The organism is Arthrobacter sp. 24S4-2 (assembly GCF_005280255.1).
In the GTDB taxonomy this organism is placed as follows: Bacteria; Actinomycetota; Actinomycetes; order Actinomycetales; family Micrococcaceae; genus Arthrobacter.
In genome coordinates this window covers 4,532,526-4,553,836 of the sequence record NZ_CP040018.1, presented here as the reverse complement: position 1 = coordinate 4,553,836, position 21,311 = coordinate 4,532,526, and the positions used below count along the sequence as shown (strand labels likewise).

The following is a 21,311-nucleotide window of genomic DNA, read 5'->3' as shown; positions in this document are numbered from 1 at the left end:
GCGGGTTCCGCTAGCTGCTGGCGGCCAGCTGCGGCAGCGGGTCGAGGTGGCTGATGCCGTCAGGCATGACCTGAAGGACCCGGGCGGTGGCAATGTCATAGAAGAGCCCGGCCACGTGCACGCGTCCTGCCTGTAGCGCCTCCTGCAGGCCGGGGTGGCGCCGGAGCCTGTCCAGCTGGACAGCCACATTAACCATTGCCAGCTGGTCGACGGCGCCGAACCCAGCATCGGCCGCGGCCGCCTGAACCGGATGCCCGTCGCGGAACGCGGCGAGGCTGGGCCTGGCGTGGTCCAGCCAGATCTCGATGGCGCCCTGCTCCCCGGACGCGTCCGGGTCGGCCCACAGAGCGGTCATGGCCCCGCAGCCGGAGTGCCCGCAGACCACAATGGACTCCACTGACAGCACGTCGAGGGCAAACTCAAGGGCGGCCTCAATGGAGGCGTCCCGGCCGTCGTCGCCCACCACGTTGCCCACGTTGCGGACCGTGAAAAGGTCACCGGGTCCGCTGCTGGTGATCAGGTTCGGCACAAGGCGGGAGTCCGAGCACGCCACGAAGAGCGTTCCCGGATCCTGGAAGGACGACAGTTCCTGAACATGGGGACGCACCAGGTGGGCGTTGCGCCGGTGGTAGTTGTCCACACCGTCCAGCACCGAACGCAGCGGCGCCGGAACCTCCGGGCCGGCACCCGCGTGCCCCGGCAGGAGGCGGCGCTGCCAGCTCCGCCACGGGGCAAAACCGCCGCGAAGCGCGGAGCGGGAGCTGCCGCGGCTCGGCGGACCGGCCTGGGCGTCGTGAAGCGTGGCGGTGCCGCTTTCCTCGATGGCCACAGTGCCGCCATTGGCCACGTGCCTGCTGCGCCAGGCGTCGAGGGTGTCATGGACAGGATGGTCCAGGAAGTCCACTTCCAGCTCAACCGTGACGTGCGATCCGGCCGGAACCGAAGCCAGCACCGTGCTCAGGCGCGGGAGCGACAGGAAGCTGCACGATCCGTCGATGACCACACGCCAGCGGTCGCCGTCGCCGGTGCCGAGCGGCTCCGCGTGGATGCTGGCACGTGCGACCCGCCAGAGGACAAGTGCGACCGCCAGGACGAGGCCGGTCAGAACTCCTGCAAGCAGGTTGACGAACACAACGCAGAACAGCGTGACGCCGTAGACCGTCAGGTCGCCCGTCCGCCGGGCTGTCCTGATATCGGCCGTCCGGACCAGGCGGGAGCCGATGACAATCAGCAGCCCTGCCAGCACAGCCTGGGGAATCAGCTGGATCAGGCCGGCCAGCAGCAGGGAGAACACCAGGACCCAGATGCCGTGGAGAATGGCCGATTTCCGGGTCCGGGCGCCGGCCTCCAGGTTGGTGGCGCTCCGGACAATAACCCCGGTGACAGGGAGTCCTCCCAGCATCCCGGAAGTCACGTTGGCGGCGCCCTGTCCCAGCAGTTCGCGGTTGAAATTCGTTCGGGGGCCATGGTGCATCTTGTCAACGGCGACAGCGGAGAGCAGGGATTCCACGCTGGCAATCAGCGCGATGGTGACCACACCGATGGCAGCGGCAGTCCAGTTCCCGTCAGGAAGCTCAGGCAGGGACAGCGCCCCAAGCAGGGAGCCGTCGAAGGTAACCCTGTCCACGTTGAACGGCAGGGACAGTGCGGTGGCAGCGATGACGGCAACCAGCGGCCCGGGAATCCGCCGGATTGCCGCGGGCAGGTACTTCCACCCAAGTAGCAGGGCAATGACAACCGTGCCCAGGGCAGCTGCGGCGATGTCCGCGGCTAATACGCTGCCCGGCATGGTCATGATGTTCTCCCAGGCCTCGCTCGCAGACTCTGCGCCCAGCATCACGTGCACCTGCTGCAGCACGATGGTGATGCCGATGCCGGCGAGCATGGCATGCACCACCACCGGCGCGATGGCCAGCGCGACGCGCCCCACCTTGGCCACCCCCAGCAGCGCCTGGAGCACCCCGGCCCCCGCCGTGATGGCACACGTAGCCGGCCAGCCGAACTGTTCGATCAAGCCGGCAACGATGACAGTAAGGCCCGCTGCAGGTCCGCTGACCTGCAGGGGCGAACCGCCGAGGCTGCCTGCCACGATCCCGCCCACGGCGGCCGCGATCAGGCCGGCCATGACCGGGGCACCGGAGGCTGCGGCGATTCCCAGGGACAGCGGGACGGCAACAAGGAACACCACCAGGGAAGCCGGCACGTCCCAGCGGAGTCCGGCAGCCAGGAACGTCCTGAGGGATTTGGGACCTTGCGGTTCAGGCTTGCCGGGCCGGACAGCGTAGCCGTCCTGGTCGGCCGGGGTGGTGTCAGTCGGCGCGGGGTCGGCCGGGGTGGGCGGATCCGCCATGGCGGGTGCTTTTGGCATTGCAGTCTTTCGCTGGTGCGTCGCGGTCCCGTGCCACGCTATTGACGCCCTGCTTCGGCCCGCAAGGGATCCGGTGGTGAGATAAAACACGCGAAAAGCTGCTTCAGGCCACGTAATGTCGGCCAAATACCCCCGTTTGGAGGAACCTGTCTCAGGCCTCTCGCCCCGCAGCTGGGAGCCGGAGGCGGCCCCACCGAATGCGACTCGGGTTTCAAGTCAAATCCAGACCAAAGTGTGCTGAAAACGATTCTCAGCAGGAAACTTCCCTGTCGGAAACCGCGATCTGAGCGCAATGGTCTATACCGGTGACGCTGTGTTGCGCAGGATTTTTGGGAACTTGGTTCCGGCGTGTGTGAGGGCCGAAATATGAGCGCTCACACGCGCCGGTAGAGTCCGTGGGGCAATGCGCGGCAGGGACTTGCGCACCAGAGCTGTCAGAGCTGCAGTGTCACGGGACGCTGGAGTCCGTTCACGGACACGGTTGGCCAGCGGGGATCCATGCTGAGGACGGTGATCCCCGACTCTGTCAGCTGTACCGTATCCTCGATCTTCACTCCCGGACCAGACGGGTTCCAGGTGAACGTCTGGTTGAGGACCACTTCGTCGCTGGTGCCGTGCGTTGTGCGGGGGTCCCGGCCTGCGTAGCCGGCCGGGCCGCCCTGGTGGTGCAGCGTCCACTGGTCCGCACCGAAGCCGTGCCGGAGGTATGCTTCCTGGATTTCGGTGAAGACGCCGTTCAGCCGGGCACCCGGGACGGTGGCGTCGAAGATGTCCGCCTCCACTGCGGCTATCCGGGCTTCGGCCTCGAGCTCCGCAGCGATTCCTGCGTCGAACCGCACCCAGCGGGTCACGTTGGCCACCAGCCCGTTCCGCCGGGCGCACACAACGGCCATGGCACGCCGTCCGATCGGCGCGTGCGTGGGCAGCGGGTGCCGGAATCCGCTGCGGCCGGCACCGCTGCAGAGCAGCACCAGCGGCTCTGCTCCCATGGCGACGATCCGCGCAGCCAGGGCAGAGGCCACGCCAAACTCCGTGGTCTCGGGCGTCGCCTCGGACAGCACATCCGTCATTGCCGCGGCGGCATCGGCACAGAGCCGCGCATACCGGGCGCTTTCCCGGGGCAGGAACCGTTGCCGGGCCGCCCTCAGCTCAGCGGTGACGTCGGACTCGGCGAGCGGGCTGCCGCCGGGGGCGAGCATGGCTGCGGCGGCATGCAACTGGCCGTGCCAGGGCACCGAGTGGAGGGCGACGCCGTCGGGCAGTTCCTCCGCGGCAATCCGGGCAGCCTCGTTGTTGAAGGTGACCAGATGGTCGCCGTGGCGGTCCACCAGCATCGCCGCGATGGGGTCACCGGCGAGGCTGATGTGGACCCGGCTCCCGTCCAGGTACCAGGTCAATGCGGTGTTGCTCGTGAGCAGGAGCGAGTCCCGGCCGGAGGCGTTCAGGATGTCCAGCAGCCGTTGCCTCTTTATGGAGCGGTCTGCCGGGTTGCCGGGCGGGGGAGATTCGCGTGCGGCTGTCGTGGTGACGGCAGTTGCGGTGACCGCAGTTGCGGTGCCGGTGTCGCCCCAGGCCGGATCCGTGCTGGCGGTGGTGTTCATTTGGATTCCCCCAATGTATTGATGAGCTGTTGGATGTCGCGGGTGCACAGGAGACCGTCGGCCACCAGCACCGTGACTGTTCGGCGCAGCGGGTCCGCGAGGCTGGTTGTCGCCGCATGCTCCCAGGCCAGGGACAGGCCGACGCCGGGATACCCCGCCATGCGGACGAACCAGGGATCGGGATTGACGGGCAGGAAGACCACGGTGGCCGGCCCGGCGTTGCGTTCCGCGTTTCCGAAGTCGCCGTCTTCGCTGCCGAAGTTGCCGGAGAACGCCAGCCAGGGGGCAGCGGATGTGGGGAGGGTGCCATGCACGGCGTCTTCGCCTTCCGCGGTGGCCGTCCAAACCCTCGCCGCTTCGACCCGCGGCAGGCGCCAGAAGAAGCCCCCGTAGCCGCCCTGTGGCCGGCCGTTGGAGCCGGGGCTGCCCAGGCTGACCGGGTCCGGTCCGGAGGGGGTGAGTTCGAAATCGAGCGTCAGCCGCCAGGTCGCGGGATCGACGGCGGCCCACGTCCACTTCCGCCGTTCGCTGAGCAGGGGAGTGGCGGGTTCGCTGGAGTCGCCGGGTGCAGGGGAGCCGCCGAACCCGCTGGAGCCGCCGGGTGCCAGCCAGCTGAGGCTTTCAGTCCGCCAACCGCCGCTGTTGCCGCCAGCCTCCCCGGTTTCCGCCGCAGCGCCCGATTCCGCCGCACTTGATTCCACCGCCAGGGTGACGATCCGGCCGTGGTCCCCGCGCCAGATGTAGGCGCCGGCATCGCGGGTGAAGGTGCGCCCGCCCCAGAAGTTCACACCGTCCACGTCCTGTATGGCCACCCCCACGCCGAGGTGCCACACGTGGTCTTCGGGCATGTGGTCCGTGACCACGGTGCCGGCCAGGGTGCTGACGGGATGGAGGTACGGGCGGGGTGACGACGTGGGCGTGACGCGGCAGCCGTCGGAGGCCCGTGTCACCGCCCGGCCGTGTACCGTGAACGCAGGCTGCGGCCCGGCCGCGTACAGGTCCCGGGCCCAGGGTGCGCCGAGCTCGGCGAAGGTTGCCTGCGCCGCAGCGGCCCTGCGCACCAGCTGACCGATGCCGCGGACAACAGGGTGGGCGTCGTCGCCGTCGCCCTTCCATGTCACGTGCCCGGCGCCGATAGCGCGGGGAGGCTCCGCCGTCCGGATCGCTTCCAGCACTTTCATGAAGGCCCCGTTGCGAACCAGCGGGCTCAGCAGTTCGTGCCCTCTGCCCGGGGACCTGCGGGCAGCCAGGAGGTTCTCCAGCAGGTCCGAGCGGCCGAAGGTTTCGGTGCGCTCGCCGTCGGGCGTGGTGATGGCCAGCCGGTCCTCGGTGTAGAAGAATTCGGCCCGCCCGAGCGTGCCGTGCACAATGACTGATGGTGCCGTCTGTTCGTCGGCACACAGGGTCAGCGCGCACAGCAGGACCCTGCCGCCGGTGGTGCGCACCCGGATTACGGAGGTGTCGTCGCTTTCGGTTGCCTGCGCCCGGTACAGGTCCGTCTCAACGGAGACGACGTCGTCGTCCAATGCCGCGCCGGCGATTCTGAGCCCGGTGGCCACGGCGTGCGCCAGGGCATTGGTGGCGACGCCGTCCACCACGTCCGTGCCGTCCAGGCTGCGTTTGCCCGCCCAGCCGGAGCGTTTGAAGTAGCCCCTGGTCCGCACCCAGGTGCCGACGGCGCTGACGCCGCGGACCTCGCCGATTGCGCCGGACGCCACCAGCCGGTCCAGGGCGGGCAGCGCATCCGAGCCGAGACTCTGGAACCCCACCTGGACCAGCCGTCCTCTTGCTTCGGCTTCGTCGAGCACGGTGTGGAACTGGGCCAGGGACGCCATGGGTGGCTTCTCCACGTACACGTCAGCCCCGGCGGCGATTGCAGCAAGGGCCAGCGGCGCATGGGTCTGGATCGGGGTAGCGAGGATGACCACATCCGGGGCCGGCCCGGCGGCAAGGAGCTCCGCCAGGGACGGGAACGTAGCAGCTCCTGCCGGCAAGGTCCCTTCCGCCGGCGGCCGCGGGTCCGCCACCGACACCAGCTCCACGAGGTTGAGTGCGGCAAGACGGGCCAGGTTTTCCAGGTGCCGCGCCCCGTAGCCATGCGCGCCGACAAGGGCGACCCGCGGAGGGAGGCCGTGATCCCTTGCCCCGGTTGATGTCCGGTGACGCTGGCTGGTAGCCGCGGAGCTGAACGTGTCGGCTGTCATGAGTGTCCGTTCTGACGGGCGAAGACCCGGGGATTCGGGGAAAGGGACTGCTGGAGGAAACCGGCCGCTTCCACCTGCATGTCCGTGACGAAAGCGTGTCCGCCCGGCCAAAAACTGCCGGAGTAGCGGCCCGCCACGGTTTGCGCGCGAAGGATGGCATCGGCGTCGCGCATGCCGGCCTCCGGGTAGAGCTCGTCTGCCAGTGCGTACTGCACCAGGAAGGTGTCCGCCGCCGAGCGTGCCGCGAGCTCGGGGTATTCGCCCAGCCGCCCCAGCCCGGGGGTCTGCAGGAGCCACGAGTGCGCGTCCAGGTACGACGGGAACAGTGAGCGGTACGTCGTCATCATGCACGTCACCACAAAACTCCGGACGAGCGGACTGAGGGCGGCCAGCGTGAGGGACCGGCCGCCGCCGCCGGAGAAGCCGATGCTGCCCACCCGCTTGCCGTCCACTCCCGGAAGGCCCGCCAGGACGCGCAGGGCTGCCAGATCGTCGTGCGCCACCATGCCGGCGTAGCTCGTGCCCAGGACCCCGGCGGCTTTCGCCACCGTGTCCTCGTGCGTCGCCGCCGCGGCGTCGTAAAGGTCCGCTTCTGAAGGCACGACGCCGGCCTCCCGCCAGAGCGCCTTGCGGCCCTCGACGACGGCGGACGTCCGCCACGGGGGCGTGCTGAGGTCAAAGCGGCGGCTGCCCCAGGAGAAGGTGTCGTGGGCCAGGACGGCGAAGCCCTGCGATGCGAGCCAGGTGGCAAGGGGGCGGCCGCCGTAGAGCCGCCGCTGGAGGGCAGATATTGCAGCTGCGGCGGCGCGGTCGCCGGACAACGGGCCGGTGGAAGTGTGCCGGTCCGGGAGGTTTGCGTTCACCGGGTCTGCTTCGACCGGGGTTGCTGCCTGTAGCCGCGGATGCACCAGGTTGTCGCCGACAGGGTTTGCTTTCACCAGGCGCGGATCCACCAGGCGCGCATCCACCAGGCGGTCCGCGCCGCGGGACTTGATGCCGGCATGGCAGTGGAGCGCAAGGACTCCCGGCAGGGGGCCGGTCACGCCGGCCGGACGCAGAAACCAGGCACGGGTGCGGGGACCAAAGCCCAACTGCCAGCTGACCCGTGAAGTAGTGACGCCGTCGTGCGTCTCCTCCGACTCCAGCACCGCGTTAGGGTGCGCCGGAACATCGGGCACGCCGAGGGCGTCCGCGATGTGGCGCGGATGAGAGCGGATGTAGGCGGGCCAGTCTTCGTAGCCGCCAATGGCGCTCGGCCGTGGAGCGGCATCTGTTGAGCCGGAATTCATCGGCCGGGCCTGCCGGGTGCAAACATCGTTGTCCTGCCTCTCGCAGCTGCTCTGATCCGCAAATTGCCGGATTCCAGAAAACGCTTTCTCAAAAATTAGCAAAAGGGTGTACAGCGGTCAAGAAACCGTTTACTTTGGTACAAAGCCGCTGTTGGTCCGGTCACTCCGGAAGCCCACGGACGGGTGGTGCCGGAACTTCGGGGCACGGCCCGGGACGGCTAAAGCACTTCACGCCAGCACGCCGTGGAAGGCCACGATGACCAAAGGAGACCACATGGCCGCACAGCATCACCCAGGGACGCCGGTAGGCGTTCGTCAACCGAGGGGGAAGCAATGAGCGCTATCGGCGAACTGTCCTCCATAAGCCGGCGCAAAGGCCCGGCGACAGCCGAGGAAAAACGCGCCAACCGCCGCGACAACAAAGCGGCCTACGTTTTCCTGTTGCCCTGGCTGATCGGCCTGGCGGCCATCACCGTTGGCCCCATGATCATGTCCCTCTACCTGTCCTTCACGGACTACAACCTGCTGCAGCCGCCGGAATGGGTGGGGCTGGACAACTTCACCCGCATGCTGGGGGATGCGCGGCTCCACAACTCACTCCGCGTGACCTTCACATATGTGCTGGTCGGAGTTCCGCTGCAGCTGGCCGTCGCACTTCTGATTGCCCTGGTGCTGGACAAGGGCCTTCGAGGCCTGCCGTTCTATCGGTCCATCTTCTACTTGCCGTCCCTGCTCGGCGGTTCAGTTGCCGTGGCCATCCTCTGGAAGCAGATCTTCGGAACCTCCGGCCTGGTGAACCAGGTGCTGGCAATGTTCGGGATCACCGGACCGGGCTGGATCTCGGACCCGTCCACTTCCCTCGGTTCCATCATCCTGCTCCATGTGTGGACCTTCGGCAGCCCCATGATCATCTTCCTGGCCGGCCTGCGCCAGATTCCGAACATGTACTACGAGGCAGCTGAGGTGGATGGCGCCACCACGCTGCAGAAGTTCTGGCGGATCACGTTGCCGATGCTCAGCCCGATCATTTTCTTCAACCTCGTCCTACAGATCATCGGCTCCTTCCAGTCCTTCACCCAGGCGTTCATCGTCTCGGGAGGCAACGGCGGACCGTCAGACTCCACGATGTTCTTCACGCTGTACCTGTACCAAAAGGGATTCGGCCAGTTCGATATGGGCTACGCCTCCGCCATGGCCTGGTTCCTGCTGGTGATCATCGGCGCATTTACGGCCATCAACTTCATCGCTTCAAAGTATTGGGTGTTCTACGATGACTGAACTTCAGACCTTGCCGGCCCCGGAGAAACTGCCGTCCTCCGGAGGGAAAGCGCGGGCCAAGGGCCCCAAAGGCGGCAGCAGGAAGCGGGAATCCCGGGGAACGCTGGCCTTCAGCCGCGGCGCGCGGATCAAGGCCCTGGCCAAGCACGCCGTGCTGATCATCGCCGGCGGCGTCATGATCTACCCGCTGCTGTGGATGGTAGTTTCATCGCTGCGGCCCAACGACCTGATCTTCCGCGAACCGGGCCTGTGGCTGAACGGCCTCGAGATGGGCAACTACACCGACGGCTGGTCCGCACTGACCCACCCCTTCGGCCACTACATGCTCAACTCGGCGATCGTGGTCATCGGCTCCATCCTGGGCAACCTGATTTCCTGCTCCATGGCCGCCTACGCGTTCGCACGGCTGCAGTTCAGCGGCAAGAAGCTGTTCTTCGGCGTCATGCTGCTGACCATCATGCTGCCGTTCCACGTGATCATCGTGCCGCAGTACATCCTGTTCTCGCAGATCGGCTGGGTGAACACGTTCTGGCCGCTGATTGTGCCCAAGCTCCTGGCCACGGATGCATTCTTCGTGTTCCTGATGGTGCAGTTCATCCGCGGCATTCCAAAGGAACTCGATGAAGCCGCGCGCATTGACGGCGCCGGCCACCCCCGCATCTTCCTGCGGGTCATTCTGCCGCTGATGGTGCCGGCCCTCGCCACCACCACGATCTTCACGTTCATCTGGACTTGGAACGACTTCTTCGGCGCCCTGATCTACCTTACGGATCCGGAAATGTTCACCGTGCCTGTTGCTTTGCGGGCGTTTGTGGATTCGCAGTCCGCGACGAGCTGGGGCTCGCTCTTCGCGATGTCCATCGTGTCGCTGCTGCCGGTGTTCCTGGTGTTCCTCTTTGGCCAGCGCTTCCTGATCAAGGGAATCGCTACGACGGGCATCAAGTAGGCATCCCGGTGTGAGGCCTTGGGTTCCGCCTCGGGGAGGCGTGGGTCCACGAAGAATTGCAGTGCGTTTTCCGGGGCCGTTTTTTGGGGAGGGGGGCGTTCTGGGGCCGCTCCGGTGGCGGGCGGGTGTTTGGTACCCGTCCGGCCCCTGTTGTTTTTCCAAGTCAGCCGGGATTGGTTCTGCCGGCCAAAATTGAAGCCGGAAACATCTTGTAGTACAAGTATCTTGCTTGTATGCTCAGTTTTGAGAAAGCGCTTTCTCGATTCGCTTGGAAGTCAGCAGCTTCCGGTCCGGCAGACCCGCCGAAGCAGCTTTCACGCCAACTGGTTCCATTCCCAACGTCACTCACCCAATCAGCTTTCAAGAGTTCCATCTCAACATCGCTCACCCATCAGCATTCAAGGGTTCCATCTCAACATCGCTCACCCATCAGCTTTCAAGATCAAAGAAGATCGGAGAATCCAGTGCCGCTATTTTCCCGTCCTGCCGCCGCCGCCAGTCCTGGCGCCGCAGAGGCACAATCCAGCAAGCCCGGGCGAAAGTTCCGCCGAACCGGCGCAATCGCCGCAGCTGCCGCCGTCGTCCTGGGACTCAGTGCCTGCGGCGGGGGAGCCGCCCCGCAGAGTGCAGACGGCAAGGTTGAACTCCGTTTCTCGTGGTGGGGTGGCGACAAGCGGGCGCAGCTGACGCAGGCAGCCATTGCCGCGTTCGAGGCCGAGAACCCGAACATCAAGATAAAGCCCGAGTTCGGCGACTGGAGCGGATACTGGGACAAGCTCGCCACCCAGGTGGCTGCCAACGATGCCCCGGACATCATCCAGATGGACGAGAAGTACATCACGGAGTACTCGAGCCGCGGCGCCCTGCTGGATCTGTCCAAGTACGACATCGATACCTCCAAGTTGGACGAAGCGGCCCTGAACGCTGGCAAGAGCGAGGACGGCCTGACTGGTATTGCAGCAGGCATCAACGCGGCCACTATTCTGGCCAACCCTGCTGTCTTCAAGGCCGCAGGCGTCGCGCTTCCGGACGACAGCAAGTGGACGTGGGAGGACTTCGAGCGCATTTCCGCCGAGGTCACCGCGAAGTCGCCAAAGGGTACCTACGGTGCGGCCGCTTACGGCACGGACGAGGCTTCGCTCGGCGTATGGCTCCGGCAGAACGGCAAGTCTCTCTACACATCGGACGGCAAGCTTGGCTTTGAGCCGGGCGATATTGCCGAGTGGTGGTCATTCCTCAAGGAGCTCAGCCAGAAGAAGGCCGTGCCCACCGCTTCCGAGGTGGTGGAAGCTGAAGCCGCACCGCTGGACCAGAGCGGCCTGGCTACGGGCAAGAACGGACTCGCCTTTTGGTGGTCCAACCAGCTGCCAGCCCTGGAAAAGGCCGCGGGCGGTGACCTGCAGATTCTGCGGTTCCCGTCCAAGACAGGTAGTTCTGCCGATGCAAACCTTTGGTACAAGGCGTCCCAGTTCTGGTCCGCGTCCTCACGCACCAAGCACCCTCAGGAAACTGCGAAGTTCATCAACTTCCTGGCCAACAACACCAAGGCCGGCGAAGCGCTCCTGGCCGATCGTGGCGTTTACCCCAACTCGGATGTCCGGGCAGCAATCGCGTCCAAGCTAACCCCCGCCGACGTCAAGGTGGTCAAGTTCATCGACCAGATCAAAGGCGAACTCGGGGAGGCTCCGGCCCCGCCGCCGAAGGGTGCCGGCGCCATCCAGGAGATCGTCAAGCGCTACACGTCGGAGGTGCTCTTCGACCGGCTCTCCACCGAAGAAGCCGGCAAGAAGGCTGTGGATGAAATGAAGTCCGCCATCAGCTAGCCGGCAGCGGCCATTCCGCCGATGCCACCGCCAGAACGTGCCTCCAAACGGATCTTCTGATTCCGTTTGGGGGCACTTCTGCGTTTGAGCGCCGGTCAGCATCTGAAGTACCTGTTTCGTTGTGGTTGTTGGTGGGGGTCGATGTGGGGTGGCGGGATGAACCAGGGGATGCCGGTTTTGACCTGGATGGTCCACAGTTCTTTGTGGATGAGGTGGTGGTGATGGGAGCAGAGCAGGGTTCCGTTGTCGGTGCTGGTGGGTCCGCCGTGTGACCAGTAGGTGATGTGGTGGGCTTCGCACCAGGGTGCGGGGATGGTGCAGCCGGGGAAGGCGCAGCCCTGGTCGCGGGCGGTGATGGCTTTGCGGATGTGGGGCGGGAAGATCCGGGTGGTGCGGCCGATGTCCAGGATGCGGCCTTCGCTGCCGAGCAGGACGGGGATGATGTCGGCGTCGCAGGCGATCTTCCGGACGGTGGACGCAGGGACCGGGCCGGTGAACGTGAACGACCCGGTGCCCGGGATCCCGGTGGGCCCGTGGTGCTCAGCTGTAGCGCTTCCGTCGCCGTGGAAGCCGGAGCTGGTGTCTGCGGTTCGGGAGCGGTAGCGGGGTCCCTGGTTGGTGGTGTGTTCGAGGCGGTCCAGGAGGTCGCGGTAGTCGATGGTGACCATGACTTGGGGCCGTAGCCCGCCCGCGGCCGGGAGGGTGCCGGTGGCGAGGGCTGCCTTGCACGCGCCGATGAGGCCGTCGAGGAGCCGCTGCGGGCGGGTCCGCCTGTCCAGATCGGCATCAAGTGCACTGCTGTTGCCGCCGGTCTCATCGCAGCTGTCCCCGGCGCCATCACCGGTCCCGCCACCGCTGTCAGGGGCGCCTCCTGCGTCGTTGCCCTCAGTAGTACCTGCCCGGGTGCGGGGGTTGGTGGCGGTGTTCATGACGGTGAGGAGGTTTTCGTACTGGTCGGGGGTGGCGAAGATTTCCAGGTGGTGCAGTCCGCGGCGGGCCGGGCGGAGGAACGCACCCTGGCGGTGGCGGAGTTCTTCCTCGGAAGGCTCCGAACCGTCCTGGTCGATCGCATCGGTCCACTGGCGGGCGATGCGGGTCAGGAAGTCGGTGTCGCGTTCGGCCGCGGTGCGGGTCAGTGCATGTTCCATCCGGGCCAGGGCCTCTTCGGGGGCGTGGTGCCGGACACGGTCCAAAGCCATTGTGATGATGGTCGCGGGACGGGAGCCGATGGTCCCGGCGGCGAGGGCGGCGGCGAGTTCGGGCCGCTCAGGGGGCTCCGTGTGGCCCGTGAACCCTGTCCGGGGCAGCACCGCCGCGGCGAGAGTGATCCGGCGGCGTGCTTCAGCGGCGCTGATCCGCAGCCGGGCACGGAGGAACTCGGTGGCGTTCCGGGACCCGTCATCCGCAGGATCCGGCGGGGCGGATCCGGGCCCGCCGCTGGCAACCGGGCCTACGCCCACGCCGCAAGCCGACAGATCACTATTCGGCCCGCCGCTGGCCGCCGGACCGCTGGCGCCAGGCCCGCTTCCCGATGGGCCGGTTTGGCTGTCGCCAGGCCCGCTCTCGGCTTGGCCGGCTTTCCCGGTGACCCAGCCCACCGGCTCGCGCACGGCAGTCTCACCCCATCCCGTAACCCAGCCAACCGCCGCGCCCGACCCGCCCGCGCCCGAGCCCGACCCTGCACGCACAGCTGAGGTGGTCTGGCGCCGCGTCCGGTCCACAGCCCCGGCCGCGACAACCTGCAGATACTCGACCGCCCGGGAGACCTCCTCGACGCGGGCGGCGAAGTCAGCAGCCTCACGGAAGCCGCGCAACGCGGCGTCGGCGGCCGCCGTCGAACCCAGGTTCTTCAGAAGCTCAAGGCTCCGGGCCAGATCACCGGACCCGCCGCCGTCGGACCCTGAAGCCGGCTGCCCGCCGTCGGACTCCGGCCGGCTGCCGAGGCGGCCAGCCGGAGGGACAGCACGCAGAGTCCGCCTCAGCGGCTCCGGCACGAACTGCGCGCCGGAATACTGCCCTAGGCGCGTGGCCTGGTTCGGGGCGAGTTCTCCAACGGCTTCCATGGGATAACTCTGCCAAGGGGGTCAGACATTATTGGGCGACTGTCTTTGGGTTGAGCGAATGTCCCGCCGATGCCTTGAACTCAGCGCCCGCACCCCTCATAGCCACCAGCCAGCCGCGTCACCAACCTCCGTGGTCATATCGTCTAGTCCTCCTCGATCACCGCAACGCCGCCCGCAGGAACTTTGCCCGTGTACCGCTCGCCGGTCAGCAGGTCAGCGCCGGCCACCCGGACCGTGGCATCGGCGCGCGAGTGGTTGATGGCGAACACGAAGCTCCTGCCTTCAGCGCGGCGGCGGGTCAGCTCGACGCCGTGGTCCGCTTCAGCCACCGCGGAGATGCCCGCCTCAGTAAGCAGTCGGTCCACCAACGCCTCGATGCCGTCCCCGTCCGGGAATGTCGCCAGGTACCAGGCCGAGCCGGCGCCCACCGGGCGCCGCGTCAGGGCGGGAATGCCGTCGAGCGGATACTCGGTGAACGTCGAAATAGCATCCGCCCCATTCACATGCACGTGCTCGCTCCACACCGAACCGACCCCACCGTCGCTGAGCTTGACCGTGGACCCGGCCAGTAGCGGGTGGAACTCCTCTACGCGTACCCCGAGCAGTTCACGGAACGCGCCCGGGTACCCGCCAAGCCGCACGTGGTCCTGTTCGTCGACGATCCCGCTGAAGTAGCTGACCAGGACGGTCGCGCCGGCCCGCGCTGCAGAAGCGATGTTGGCTACGACGGCGTCGGCGACGTTGTAGAGGGTGCACACCAGCACCAGCCCGTAGCCCTCCAGCGACGCAGTAGGGTGCACAAAGTCCACGGAAACGCCACGCAGGAACAGCGAGCGGTGGAAGCTACGCAGCAGCTCCGGATATTTCACGTCCTGGCTGGGGTGGGAGTCCAGTTCGGTGGCCCACCACGCCTCGTAATCGAACACGATGGCCACGCGCGATTCCACCCGGGATCCGCGCACCGGCGCCAGCTTCTGCAACGCAGCACCCAGCCCGACCACTTCTTGAAAAACGCGGGTTTCGCGCCCCCCGTGGGGCACCATGGCGGAGTGGAATTTCTCCGACCCGGCGAAGCTCTGCCGCCACTGGAAGAACATCACGGCGTCGGCGCCGCGGGCCACATGCGCCAGAGAATTGCGAAGCATCTCGCCGGGCATCTTGGGCTGGTTGCGCGGCTGCCAGTTCACCGCCGACGTCGAATGTTCCATCAGGATCCACGGATCGCCGCCCGCGACGCCGCGGGTGAGGTCAGCACTGAACGCCAGCTCGATGTGACGCTCGGGATCCGCGGCCACGAGGTAGTGGTCGTTGGCGATCACGTCCAGGTCCTTGGACCAGTCGAAGTAGTCCATGGACTTGGTGGCGCTGGAAACCATGAGGTTGGTGGTGGCGGGCACCCCAGGCGTCACCTCGCGCAGCACGGCCAGAAGCGCCAGGTAGTAGTCCATGAGGGCCCAGGAGCTGAATCGCTGGAAGTCCAGCTGCTGGCCGGGATTGAGCGTGGACGGGGCAGCGCGCGGCGGCTGGATCTCCTCAAACGAAGAGTAGTGCTGGGACCAGAAGGCCGTGCCCCACGCGGCGTTCAGTGCATCGATGCTCCCGTAGCGCCGTTCAAGCCACGCCCGGAACGCGGCTGCATCCTCGTCGCCGTAGAACTCCGAAACGTGGCAGCCAAGCTCGTTGTCCACATGCCACAGCGCCAGCGCCGGGTGGTCCTTGTACCGCTCGGCCAGCACGCTGGTGATGCCTGTTGCGTAACGACGGAAAACGGCCGACGACGGCGTGTAGTGCCGCCGGGAGCCCGGCCCCAGCACGGTTCCGTCCGCCGTGACCGGCAGGATTTCCGGGTGTTTTCTGACCAGCCAGGCCGGGGGAGAGGCGGTGGCCGTGGCGAGGGCCACCTTGATGCCGGCCGCCGCCAGATTGTCGAGGACCTCGTCCAGCCAGGCGAAGTCATATTCGCCCTCGGACGGTTCCAGCAATCCCCAGGAAAATATCCCCACGCTCAGGAAGTTGACCCCGGCTTCCTTCATCAGCTCCAGGTCCTCGAGCCGGACGCTGGCCGGCCACTGCTCGGGGTTGTAGTCGCCCCCGTAAGCGATGCCGTCGAGATTGCGCCACACTGCTGGCGGTGCCGTTTGTTCCTGGGATGACATGGGACTCCTTCGTCTTGTGGGCTGCACATTGCGGGCATGTAAACCGTTCTTTGGAAAACGCTTGCCCGATTGCCGGAATGACGATATTGTATCGTTTCAGAAAGCGTGTAAGCCAAGTCACTGCTCGTTGTAGAGAATCACAGGAAATCGCGCTTACACAACCGAGCAAGGAGGCTCTCATGATCAGCAGAAGGAATTTTCTTACCACCGTGGCAGTAGGCACCGTTTCGGCTGCCGCCCTGGCTGCTTGCGGGTCGCCGGCGCCGTCCCAGACGGGTTCCGCGGCGAACCCGGTCACCATCAACTACACCTGGTGGGGCAACGACGACCGCGCCACCCGCACCCGCAAGGCCATCGCCCTGTTCGAATCCAAGAACCCGGATATCAAGGTCAACGGCAACTTCACCGACTTTGCCGGCTACTGGCAGAAGCGCGCCACCGAAGCCGCCGGTGGCGGCCTCCCCGATGTGATGCAGTGGGACCTGTCGTACCTGCGCGACTACGGACAGCGCAACCAGCTCCTGGACCTGGGCACGGTAAAGATTGACACCTCCGGCTTCGAGACCTCCCTGCTGCCTTCCGGCCAGATCAAGGGCAAGACCTACGGCATCCCCACCAGCACCAACGCCTTTGCCGTCTACTACGACCCCGCCAAGCTCAAGGCCCTCGGCGTAGCCGAACCGGACGGCAGCTGGACCTACAGCGAATACAAGTCCTGGCTCAAGGAGGTCGGCGCCAAGGGCAACGGCGCTATCTTCGGCTCCACTGACTTCACTTCCATCTGGTGGCAGTTCAACATCTGGCTGCGCCAGAAGAACATCGAGGCCTTCACCGAAGACGGCAAGCTCGGCTTCAGCAAGGATGACCTGAAGACCTGGTGGAAGATGGCTTCAGATCTGCGCGGCACCCCGGCCCTGGTCTCCGAGGAGCGGACCACCCAGCTGGCCCCCAAGTCCCCGTTCGGCTCCAACGTGACCGTCGCCGAAAACACCTGGGACAACTTCATGGCCGGCTACCTCGCGGACAGCGGCGCCAAGGAACTCAAAATCGTTCCCGTTCCATCCGACGATCCGGACAACCTGGGCCTGTTCCTGAAGCCGTCCATGCTCATGGTGGCCAGCGCGAAGACCAAGTTCAAGGACGCATCGGCGCGCTTCATCGACTTCATGATCAACGACCCCGAGGTGGGCCAGATCTTCAAGACCTCCCGCGGCGTCCCCGCGTCGAAGAAGCAGCGCGACGGAACCACCTTCGAGGGCACCGACAAGGTTGTTGTGGACTACGAGAAGTCCATCGAGAAGTACCTCAAGGACGCTCCCGAGCCGCCCATTGTCGGCTTCGGTACGCTCGAGGCGTCGTTCAAGCGCATCAGCTCGGACCTGAACTACGGCAAGCTCACCGTTGACGGTGCAGCCGACGCCTGGTTCAAGGAAGCCGAAGACCTCATCAAGCAGAACGCCTGAGCAGCGTCTTGTCTGCCCGACATCCCCAACTGACGGAATGAACTCGTGACTCAAAGCCCAACCCTGAGCAGGCGTTCGACGCAGTCCGATCCCCCGCTGCCGCGCAAATCGCGGCAGCGGGGAGCGGATGCCCGCGCCGGCTACACCTTCCTGCTGCCCTGGCTGCTGGGATTCATCGCCCTCACCGTGGGCCCGATGATCTCCTCGCTCTACCTGTCCTTCACCAACTACAACCTCTTCGAACCACCCAAGTGGATCGGGCTGGACAACTACACCACCCTGCTCCAGGACGAGCGGTTCCTGCAGTCGGTGGGCGTGACCCTCAGCTACGTGGTCTTCGGTACGCCGCTCAAGCTGGCTGCCGCACTGGCCGTGGCCATGCTCCTCAACAGCAAGCGACGTGGCCAGGGCTTCTACCGTTCATCGTTCTACGCACCCTCCCTGATCGGCGCCAGCGTCTCCATCGCCATCGTCTGGAAGGCCATGTTCGGCGATTCCGGTCCCGTGGACCAGGGCCTGTCCTTCTTCGGCATCAACCTCGGCGGCTGGGTGGGCAACCCGTCGATGACCATGCCCATGATGATCCTGCTGACCGTCTGGCAGTTCGGCGCCCCGATGGTGATCTTCCTGGCCGGCCTGAAGCAGATCCCGTCCGATCTCTACGAGGCCGCTTCGATGGACGGCGCGGGCCCGGTGCGCAAGTTCTTCAGCATCACCTGGCCCATGCTTTCCCCGGTGATCTTCTTCAACCTGCTGATGGAAACCATCCACGCGTTCCAGATCTTCGCCTCGGCCTACATCATCTCCAACGGTGAAGGCGGCCCGGCCGGCTCCACCCTCTTCTACACCCTCTACCTGTACCTGCGGGGCTTCAGCGACTTCCGTATGGGCTACGCCTCGGCGATGGCCTGGCTCCTGGTGATCGTCGTCGGCATCATCACGCTGATCTTCTTCCGCACATCCAAGTCCTGGGTCCACTACAGCGGTGATTCGAAATGACAACCATGGCAACACCCGTCAAGCCGGCAGCCGAGGCTCCGGCACCGGAATACAACCCGAAGTCCGAGTCCGTGGTCGCCAAGCGCGCCAAGAGCGTCATCTTCCACATCGTGGCGCTGGCCCTGACCGCCGTCGTACTCTACCCGGCCCTGTGGATGGTCGCCTCGTCCTTCAAGCCGAATGCCGAAATCGGCGGCACCAACACCTCCCTGTGGTCCAACAACTTCAGCCTCGACAACTTCGCCACGGCGATGGAGGGGATCGGCGGGGTGTCCACCCTGCAGTTCTTCACCAACTCACTGGTCCTCGCAATCGGCGCCGTGGTGGGCACCATCCTGTCGGCCAGCGTCTCGGCCTACGCATTCGCGCGGATCAAGTTCCCGGGCCGCAGCGTGCTCTTCGGTATGATGATCGCCACCCTGCTGCTGCCGTTCCACGTGGTGATCATTCCGCAGTACATCATCTTCCAGCAGTTGGGCCTCGTGGACACCTACGTCCCGCTGCTGATCGGCAAGTTCCTGGCCGCGGACGCGTTCTTCGTCTTCCTGATGGTCCAGTTCATGCGCAACCTGCCGGCCGAACTGGATGAGGCGGCACGCATTGACGGCGCCGGCCACGTCCGGATCTTCTGTTCCATCATGCTGCCGCTGATGAAGCCAGCCCTGATTTCGACGTCGATCTTCTCCTTCATCTGGAGCTGGAACGACTTCCTGGGCCCGCTGCTCTACCTGAACACCCCGGAAAAGTACCCGCTGCCGCTGGCCCTGCGCCTCTTCGTGGACCAGACCCAGAGCTCGGATTATGGAGCCATGATCGCCATGTCCGTCCTGGCACTCCTCCCGGTGCTGATCTTCTTCCTGGTATTCCAGCGCTACATTGTTGAAGGCGTCTCCACCCAGGGCCTCAAGGGCTAATGGCGACGGAAGACTGCGACAGAAAATGAGCATCATGGACAGCACCACACCCGCCTCCGGCCGCGACGACCGGATCCCGGTAAACCGCTTCGCCCTGTTTTCCGAGACCCTGCTGGCCGGAGTGCTGGTGCTGGTGCTGTCCATCCGCTGGTCACCATCCCCGCCGCCTATGCCGCGGGCATCGCCCACCTGGAGCGCCACCTCTCCGGCCGCGACGACTCCCTCCGTGCCCTTTGGGGCACCTTCCGCTCCGCCCTGCCGGGCAGCTGGAAACTGGGAATCACGACGGCGGCGGCCGCCGTCGTGATTGTCCTGAACCTGCTGCTCACCATGGTGGGGCAGCTGCCGGGCCAGGCTGTGGTCCTTCCCGCAACGCTGGTCCTCGCGGTGGCGGCCGGGATCCTGCTCCTTCGCACCGCGGCAGCGTGGTCCGATTTTTCCGGCCATTCCGCCGCTCCGGCCGCCGGAACCGGCACCGCAGCCAAAGGATCCAGCGCCTGGCCCGCCGCCTTGGAAGCTGCCAAGGCATTGTCCCTCCGCGACTGGACCGGCTCCCTTCTTCTGGCGGCCGCACTCTTTGCCGCCGTCGTGTTCGTATGGATGCTTGCGGCCCTCTTCGTAGTGGTTCCGGGCACGCTGATCCTCGCGGCGGCCTCGATCAAAATGCGCTCCACCCGCGCCTAAGAATTCCTCTGCAGTTCCCCCTTACTACCGAGTTGAGTCAGACGTGTCTTCCGACCGCCCCCAGTCCGCAGAGTCCCTCCGAACGTCCGGCGGCCCGGTCCGCTGGTATCACCCGCTGACGCAGCACAACTACCGGCTGTTCATGGGCATGACGTTTGCCAGCAGCACGGGGGTGTGGATGCAACGCCTTGCCCAGGACTGGCTGGTGCTGCAGCTGACCGGCAGCCCGGCCGCCGTGGGCGTCGCTGTGGCCCTGCAGTTCCTGCCCATGCTGATAGTGGGCCCGCTCAGCGGCCTCCTCGTGGACATTTTTCCCAAACGCCGCATCATGATGGTCTGCCAGTGCGTGATCGCGCTGCTTGCGTGGGGCTCGCTGCCTGGGATGCCAGCGGAAGCATCACGGTGTGGGCCGTCTACGGGAGCTGCATCGCGCTGGGGGTGACGTCCGCCATCGACAGTCCTGCCCGCCAGGTGTTCGTCAACGAAGTGGTGGGCGACGCCGGACTTCGGCCCGCGATCGGCCTCAACAACGCCATTGGCCAGCTGGGTGCCATGGCCGGTCCCGCGGTTGGCGGCATGGTGATTGCCATGGCCGGTTCCGCCGCGGCGTTCGCGTCCAACGCCGTCCTGTGCCTGCTGGTCATGGCGATGATCGCCGGCATCCGGCCCGCGCTGCTGCACGCCGGCACTCCCGCGGCACGCGGGCGGGGCCAGCTGCTGGCGGGATTCCGCTACGTCAGGGACAGGCCGTCCTGCTGCTGACCATTGCGCTGGCCGGCCTCCTCGGTGCGTTCGGCATGAACGGTCCGGTGGTGCTGGCCGCCTTTGCGGAACGGGTATGCACAACGGCGTGGCCGGTTTCGGGATGTTCAACACCGTCGGTGCCATCGGCGCCCTCGCCGGTGCGCTGCTGGCGGCACGGCTCCGGACCTTGGGCCGCAAGGGGATTGTTGCCGCCGTGGCCTCTTCGGGCTCTCGCAGCTGGTGGCCGCGCTGATGCCGAACCTGATCCTCTTCGTGGCCATGCTGTGGTGGTGGGCTGATGACTTTGCTGTTCCTGACAAGCGCGGCAACAGCGGTCCAGATGGAGGCAGGGCCCGAAATCCGGGGCAGGGTGATGGCCCTTTACTTGCCGCTGCTGCTGGGCGGGCACGCGCTGGGCGGGCTCCTCGCCGGCTGGCTGACGGAGAATTCGGCGTCCGCACCGGCCTGGTGGTCACAGGGGCGCTCGGAATGCTCTCCGCTGCGGTCATCGGCGTGCTGCTGTGGCTGAACGCACGACGGCGGGCCGCGGCTTCCTGACTGGCTACGCCCCTCTGCCGGTGTTCCGGCAGGCTGGAGTAAGCGATTTCTCACTGAATGATCCAGGGTCCTTGACTGTGATGTGGCGCACATCTAGTGTATTCGAGAAAGCGTTTTCTCACTTCATTAAACCTAGCCGTCAAGAGGACACCGAATGATTTTGCGCGCCCTGAAATGCCGAACTCCCAAGATCGCGGCGGTTGCGGCCGTGCTTGCCCTGA

The 21,311-nt window shown here is 66.1% G+C and carries 13 protein-coding genes and 2 pseudogenes; 8 read left to right on the top strand and 7 right to left on the bottom strand.

Features of this window, described 5'->3' with window-relative positions; all coding sequences use genetic code 11:
• Positions 1-10 precede the first annotated feature (10 nt).
• The 4 genes from FCN77_RS21120 to FCN77_RS21105 all read right to left on the bottom strand — a co-directional run bounded on the left by FCN77_RS21120 (position 11) and on the right by FCN77_RS21105 (position 7,462).
• Positions 11-2,368 carry a bifunctional SulP family inorganic anion transporter/carbonic anhydrase gene (locus FCN77_RS21120; RefSeq protein WP_137323843.1) on the bottom strand — a complete coding sequence of 786 codons (2,358 nt, stop codon included), beginning with the start codon at positions 2,366-2,368 and terminating at the stop codon, positions 11-13.
• A 434-nt stretch (positions 2,369-2,802) separates the two neighbouring features.
• On the bottom strand, positions 2,803-3,969 hold the full coding sequence (locus tag FCN77_RS21115) for a Xaa-Pro peptidase family protein (protein ID WP_137323842.1): 1,167 nt from the start codon (positions 3,967-3,969) through the stop codon (positions 2,803-2,805).
• Complete coding sequence (locus FCN77_RS21110) at positions 3,966-6,173, bottom strand: DUF6807 family protein (protein ID WP_137323841.1); 2,208 nt, start codon at positions 6,171-6,173, stop codon at positions 3,966-3,968. The genes FCN77_RS21115 and FCN77_RS21110 overlap by 4 nt, the downstream gene beginning before the upstream one ends.
• Positions 6,170-7,462, bottom strand: coding sequence for a dienelactone hydrolase family protein (locus tag FCN77_RS21105; protein ID WP_137323840.1), 1,293 nt, complete (start codon positions 7,460-7,462; stop codon positions 6,170-6,172). The genes FCN77_RS21110 and FCN77_RS21105 overlap by 4 nt, the downstream gene beginning before the upstream one ends.
• Before the next feature lie 333 nt (positions 7,463-7,795).
• Between FCN77_RS21105 and FCN77_RS21100 the strand changes: the two genes are divergently transcribed.
• Positions 7,796-8,740: a carbohydrate ABC transporter permease gene (locus FCN77_RS21100; protein WP_137323839.1), complete on the top strand. Its 945-nt coding sequence runs from the start codon at positions 7,796-7,798 to the stop codon at positions 8,738-8,740.
• Positions 8,733-9,686 carry a carbohydrate ABC transporter permease gene (locus tag FCN77_RS21095; protein WP_137323838.1) on the top strand — a complete coding sequence of 318 codons (954 nt, stop codon included), beginning with the start codon at positions 8,733-8,735 and terminating at the stop codon, positions 9,684-9,686. Before FCN77_RS21100 ends, FCN77_RS21095 begins: the two co-directional genes overlap by 8 nt.
• Positions 9,687-9,849: 163 nt before the next feature.
• Here the strand turns inward: FCN77_RS21095 and FCN77_RS21090 are convergent, their stop codons facing one another.
• Positions 9,850-10,074, bottom strand: a complete 225-nt coding sequence (locus FCN77_RS21090) for a hypothetical protein (RefSeq protein WP_137323837.1) — start codon at positions 10,072-10,074, stop codon at positions 9,850-9,852.
• A 76-nt stretch (positions 10,075-10,150) separates the two neighbouring features.
• Between FCN77_RS21090 and FCN77_RS21085 the strand changes: the two genes are divergently transcribed.
• Positions 10,151-11,509 carry an ABC transporter substrate-binding protein gene (locus FCN77_RS21085; protein WP_137323836.1) on the top strand — a complete coding sequence of 453 codons (1,359 nt, stop codon included), beginning with the start codon at positions 10,151-10,153 and terminating at the stop codon, positions 11,507-11,509.
• A gap of 95 nt (positions 11,510-11,604) precedes the next feature.
• On the opposite strand, the gene FCN77_RS21080 is transcribed toward FCN77_RS21085, so the two are convergent.
• Together FCN77_RS21080 and FCN77_RS21075 are read right to left on the bottom strand one after the other, a co-directional pair.
• Positions 11,605-13,572: an HNH endonuclease signature motif containing protein gene (locus tag FCN77_RS21080; RefSeq protein ID WP_137323835.1), complete on the bottom strand. Its 1,968-nt coding sequence runs from the start codon at positions 13,570-13,572 to the stop codon at positions 11,605-11,607.
• Between the two features lie 143 nt (positions 13,573-13,715).
• Positions 13,716-15,728, bottom strand: coding sequence for a beta-galactosidase (locus FCN77_RS21075; protein WP_137323834.1), 2,013 nt, complete (start codon positions 15,726-15,728; stop codon positions 13,716-13,718).
• A gap of 179 nt (positions 15,729-15,907) precedes the next feature.
• Here FCN77_RS21075 and FCN77_RS21070 point away from each other — a divergent pair, with 179 nt between their 5' ends.
• The 5 genes and pseudogenes from FCN77_RS21070 to FCN77_RS21050 all read left to right on the top strand — a co-directional run bounded on the left by FCN77_RS21070 (position 15,908) and on the right by FCN77_RS21050 (position 21,090).
• Positions 15,908-17,191, top strand: a complete 1,284-nt coding sequence (locus tag FCN77_RS21070) for an ABC transporter substrate-binding protein (RefSeq protein WP_137323833.1) — start codon at positions 15,908-15,910, stop codon at positions 17,189-17,191.
• A gap of 45 nt (positions 17,192-17,236) precedes the next feature.
• Complete coding sequence (locus FCN77_RS21065; RefSeq protein WP_137323832.1) at positions 17,237-18,190, top strand: carbohydrate ABC transporter permease; 954 nt, start codon at positions 17,237-17,239, stop codon at positions 18,188-18,190.
• Positions 18,187-19,104 (top strand): carbohydrate ABC transporter permease, encoded by a 918-nt coding sequence (locus FCN77_RS21060; RefSeq protein WP_137323831.1) that lies wholly within the window; start codon positions 18,187-18,189, stop codon positions 19,102-19,104. Before FCN77_RS21065 ends, FCN77_RS21060 begins: the two co-directional genes overlap by 4 nt.
• A gap of 25 nt (positions 19,105-19,129) precedes the next feature.
• A pseudogene (locus FCN77_RS21055) lies at positions 19,130-19,788 on the top strand (Poxvirus protein I5).
• Between the two features lie 43 nt (positions 19,789-19,831).
• Positions 19,832-21,090 (top strand): annotated as a pseudogene (locus FCN77_RS21050) (MFS transporter).
• Positions 21,091-21,311: the final 221 nt, after the last annotated feature.

Coding starts and splice junctions, on each gene's coding strand:
- FCN77_RS21120 (WP_137323843.1), bottom strand. CDS start 2,368: ATGCCAAAAGCACCCGCCATGGCGGATCCGCCCACCCCGGCCGACCCC.
- FCN77_RS21115 (WP_137323842.1), bottom strand. CDS start 3,969: ATGAACACCACCGCCAGCACGGATCCGGCCTGGGGCGACACCGGCACC.
- FCN77_RS21110 (WP_137323841.1), bottom strand. CDS start 6,173: ATGACAGCCGACACGTTCAGCTCCGCGGCTACCAGCCAGCGTCACCGG.
- FCN77_RS21105 (WP_137323840.1), bottom strand. CDS start 7,462: ATGAATTCCGGCTCAACAGATGCCGCTCCACGGCCGAGCGCCATTGGC.
- FCN77_RS21100 (WP_137323839.1), top strand. CDS start 7,796: ATGAGCGCTATCGGCGAACTGTCCTCCATAAGCCGGCGCAAAGGCCCG.
- FCN77_RS21095 (WP_137323838.1), top strand. CDS start 8,733: ATGACTGAACTTCAGACCTTGCCGGCCCCGGAGAAACTGCCGTCCTCC.
- FCN77_RS21080 (WP_137323835.1), bottom strand. CDS start 13,572: ATGGAAGCCGTTGGAGAACTCGCCCCGAACCAGGCCACGCGCCTAGGG.
- FCN77_RS21075 (WP_137323834.1), bottom strand. CDS start 15,728: ATGTCATCCCAGGAACAAACGGCACCGCCAGCAGTGTGGCGCAATCTC.
- FCN77_RS21070 (WP_137323833.1), top strand. CDS start 15,908: ATGATCAGCAGAAGGAATTTTCTTACCACCGTGGCAGTAGGCACCGTT.
- FCN77_RS21060 (WP_137323831.1), top strand. CDS start 18,187: ATGACAACCATGGCAACACCCGTCAAGCCGGCAGCCGAGGCTCCGGCA.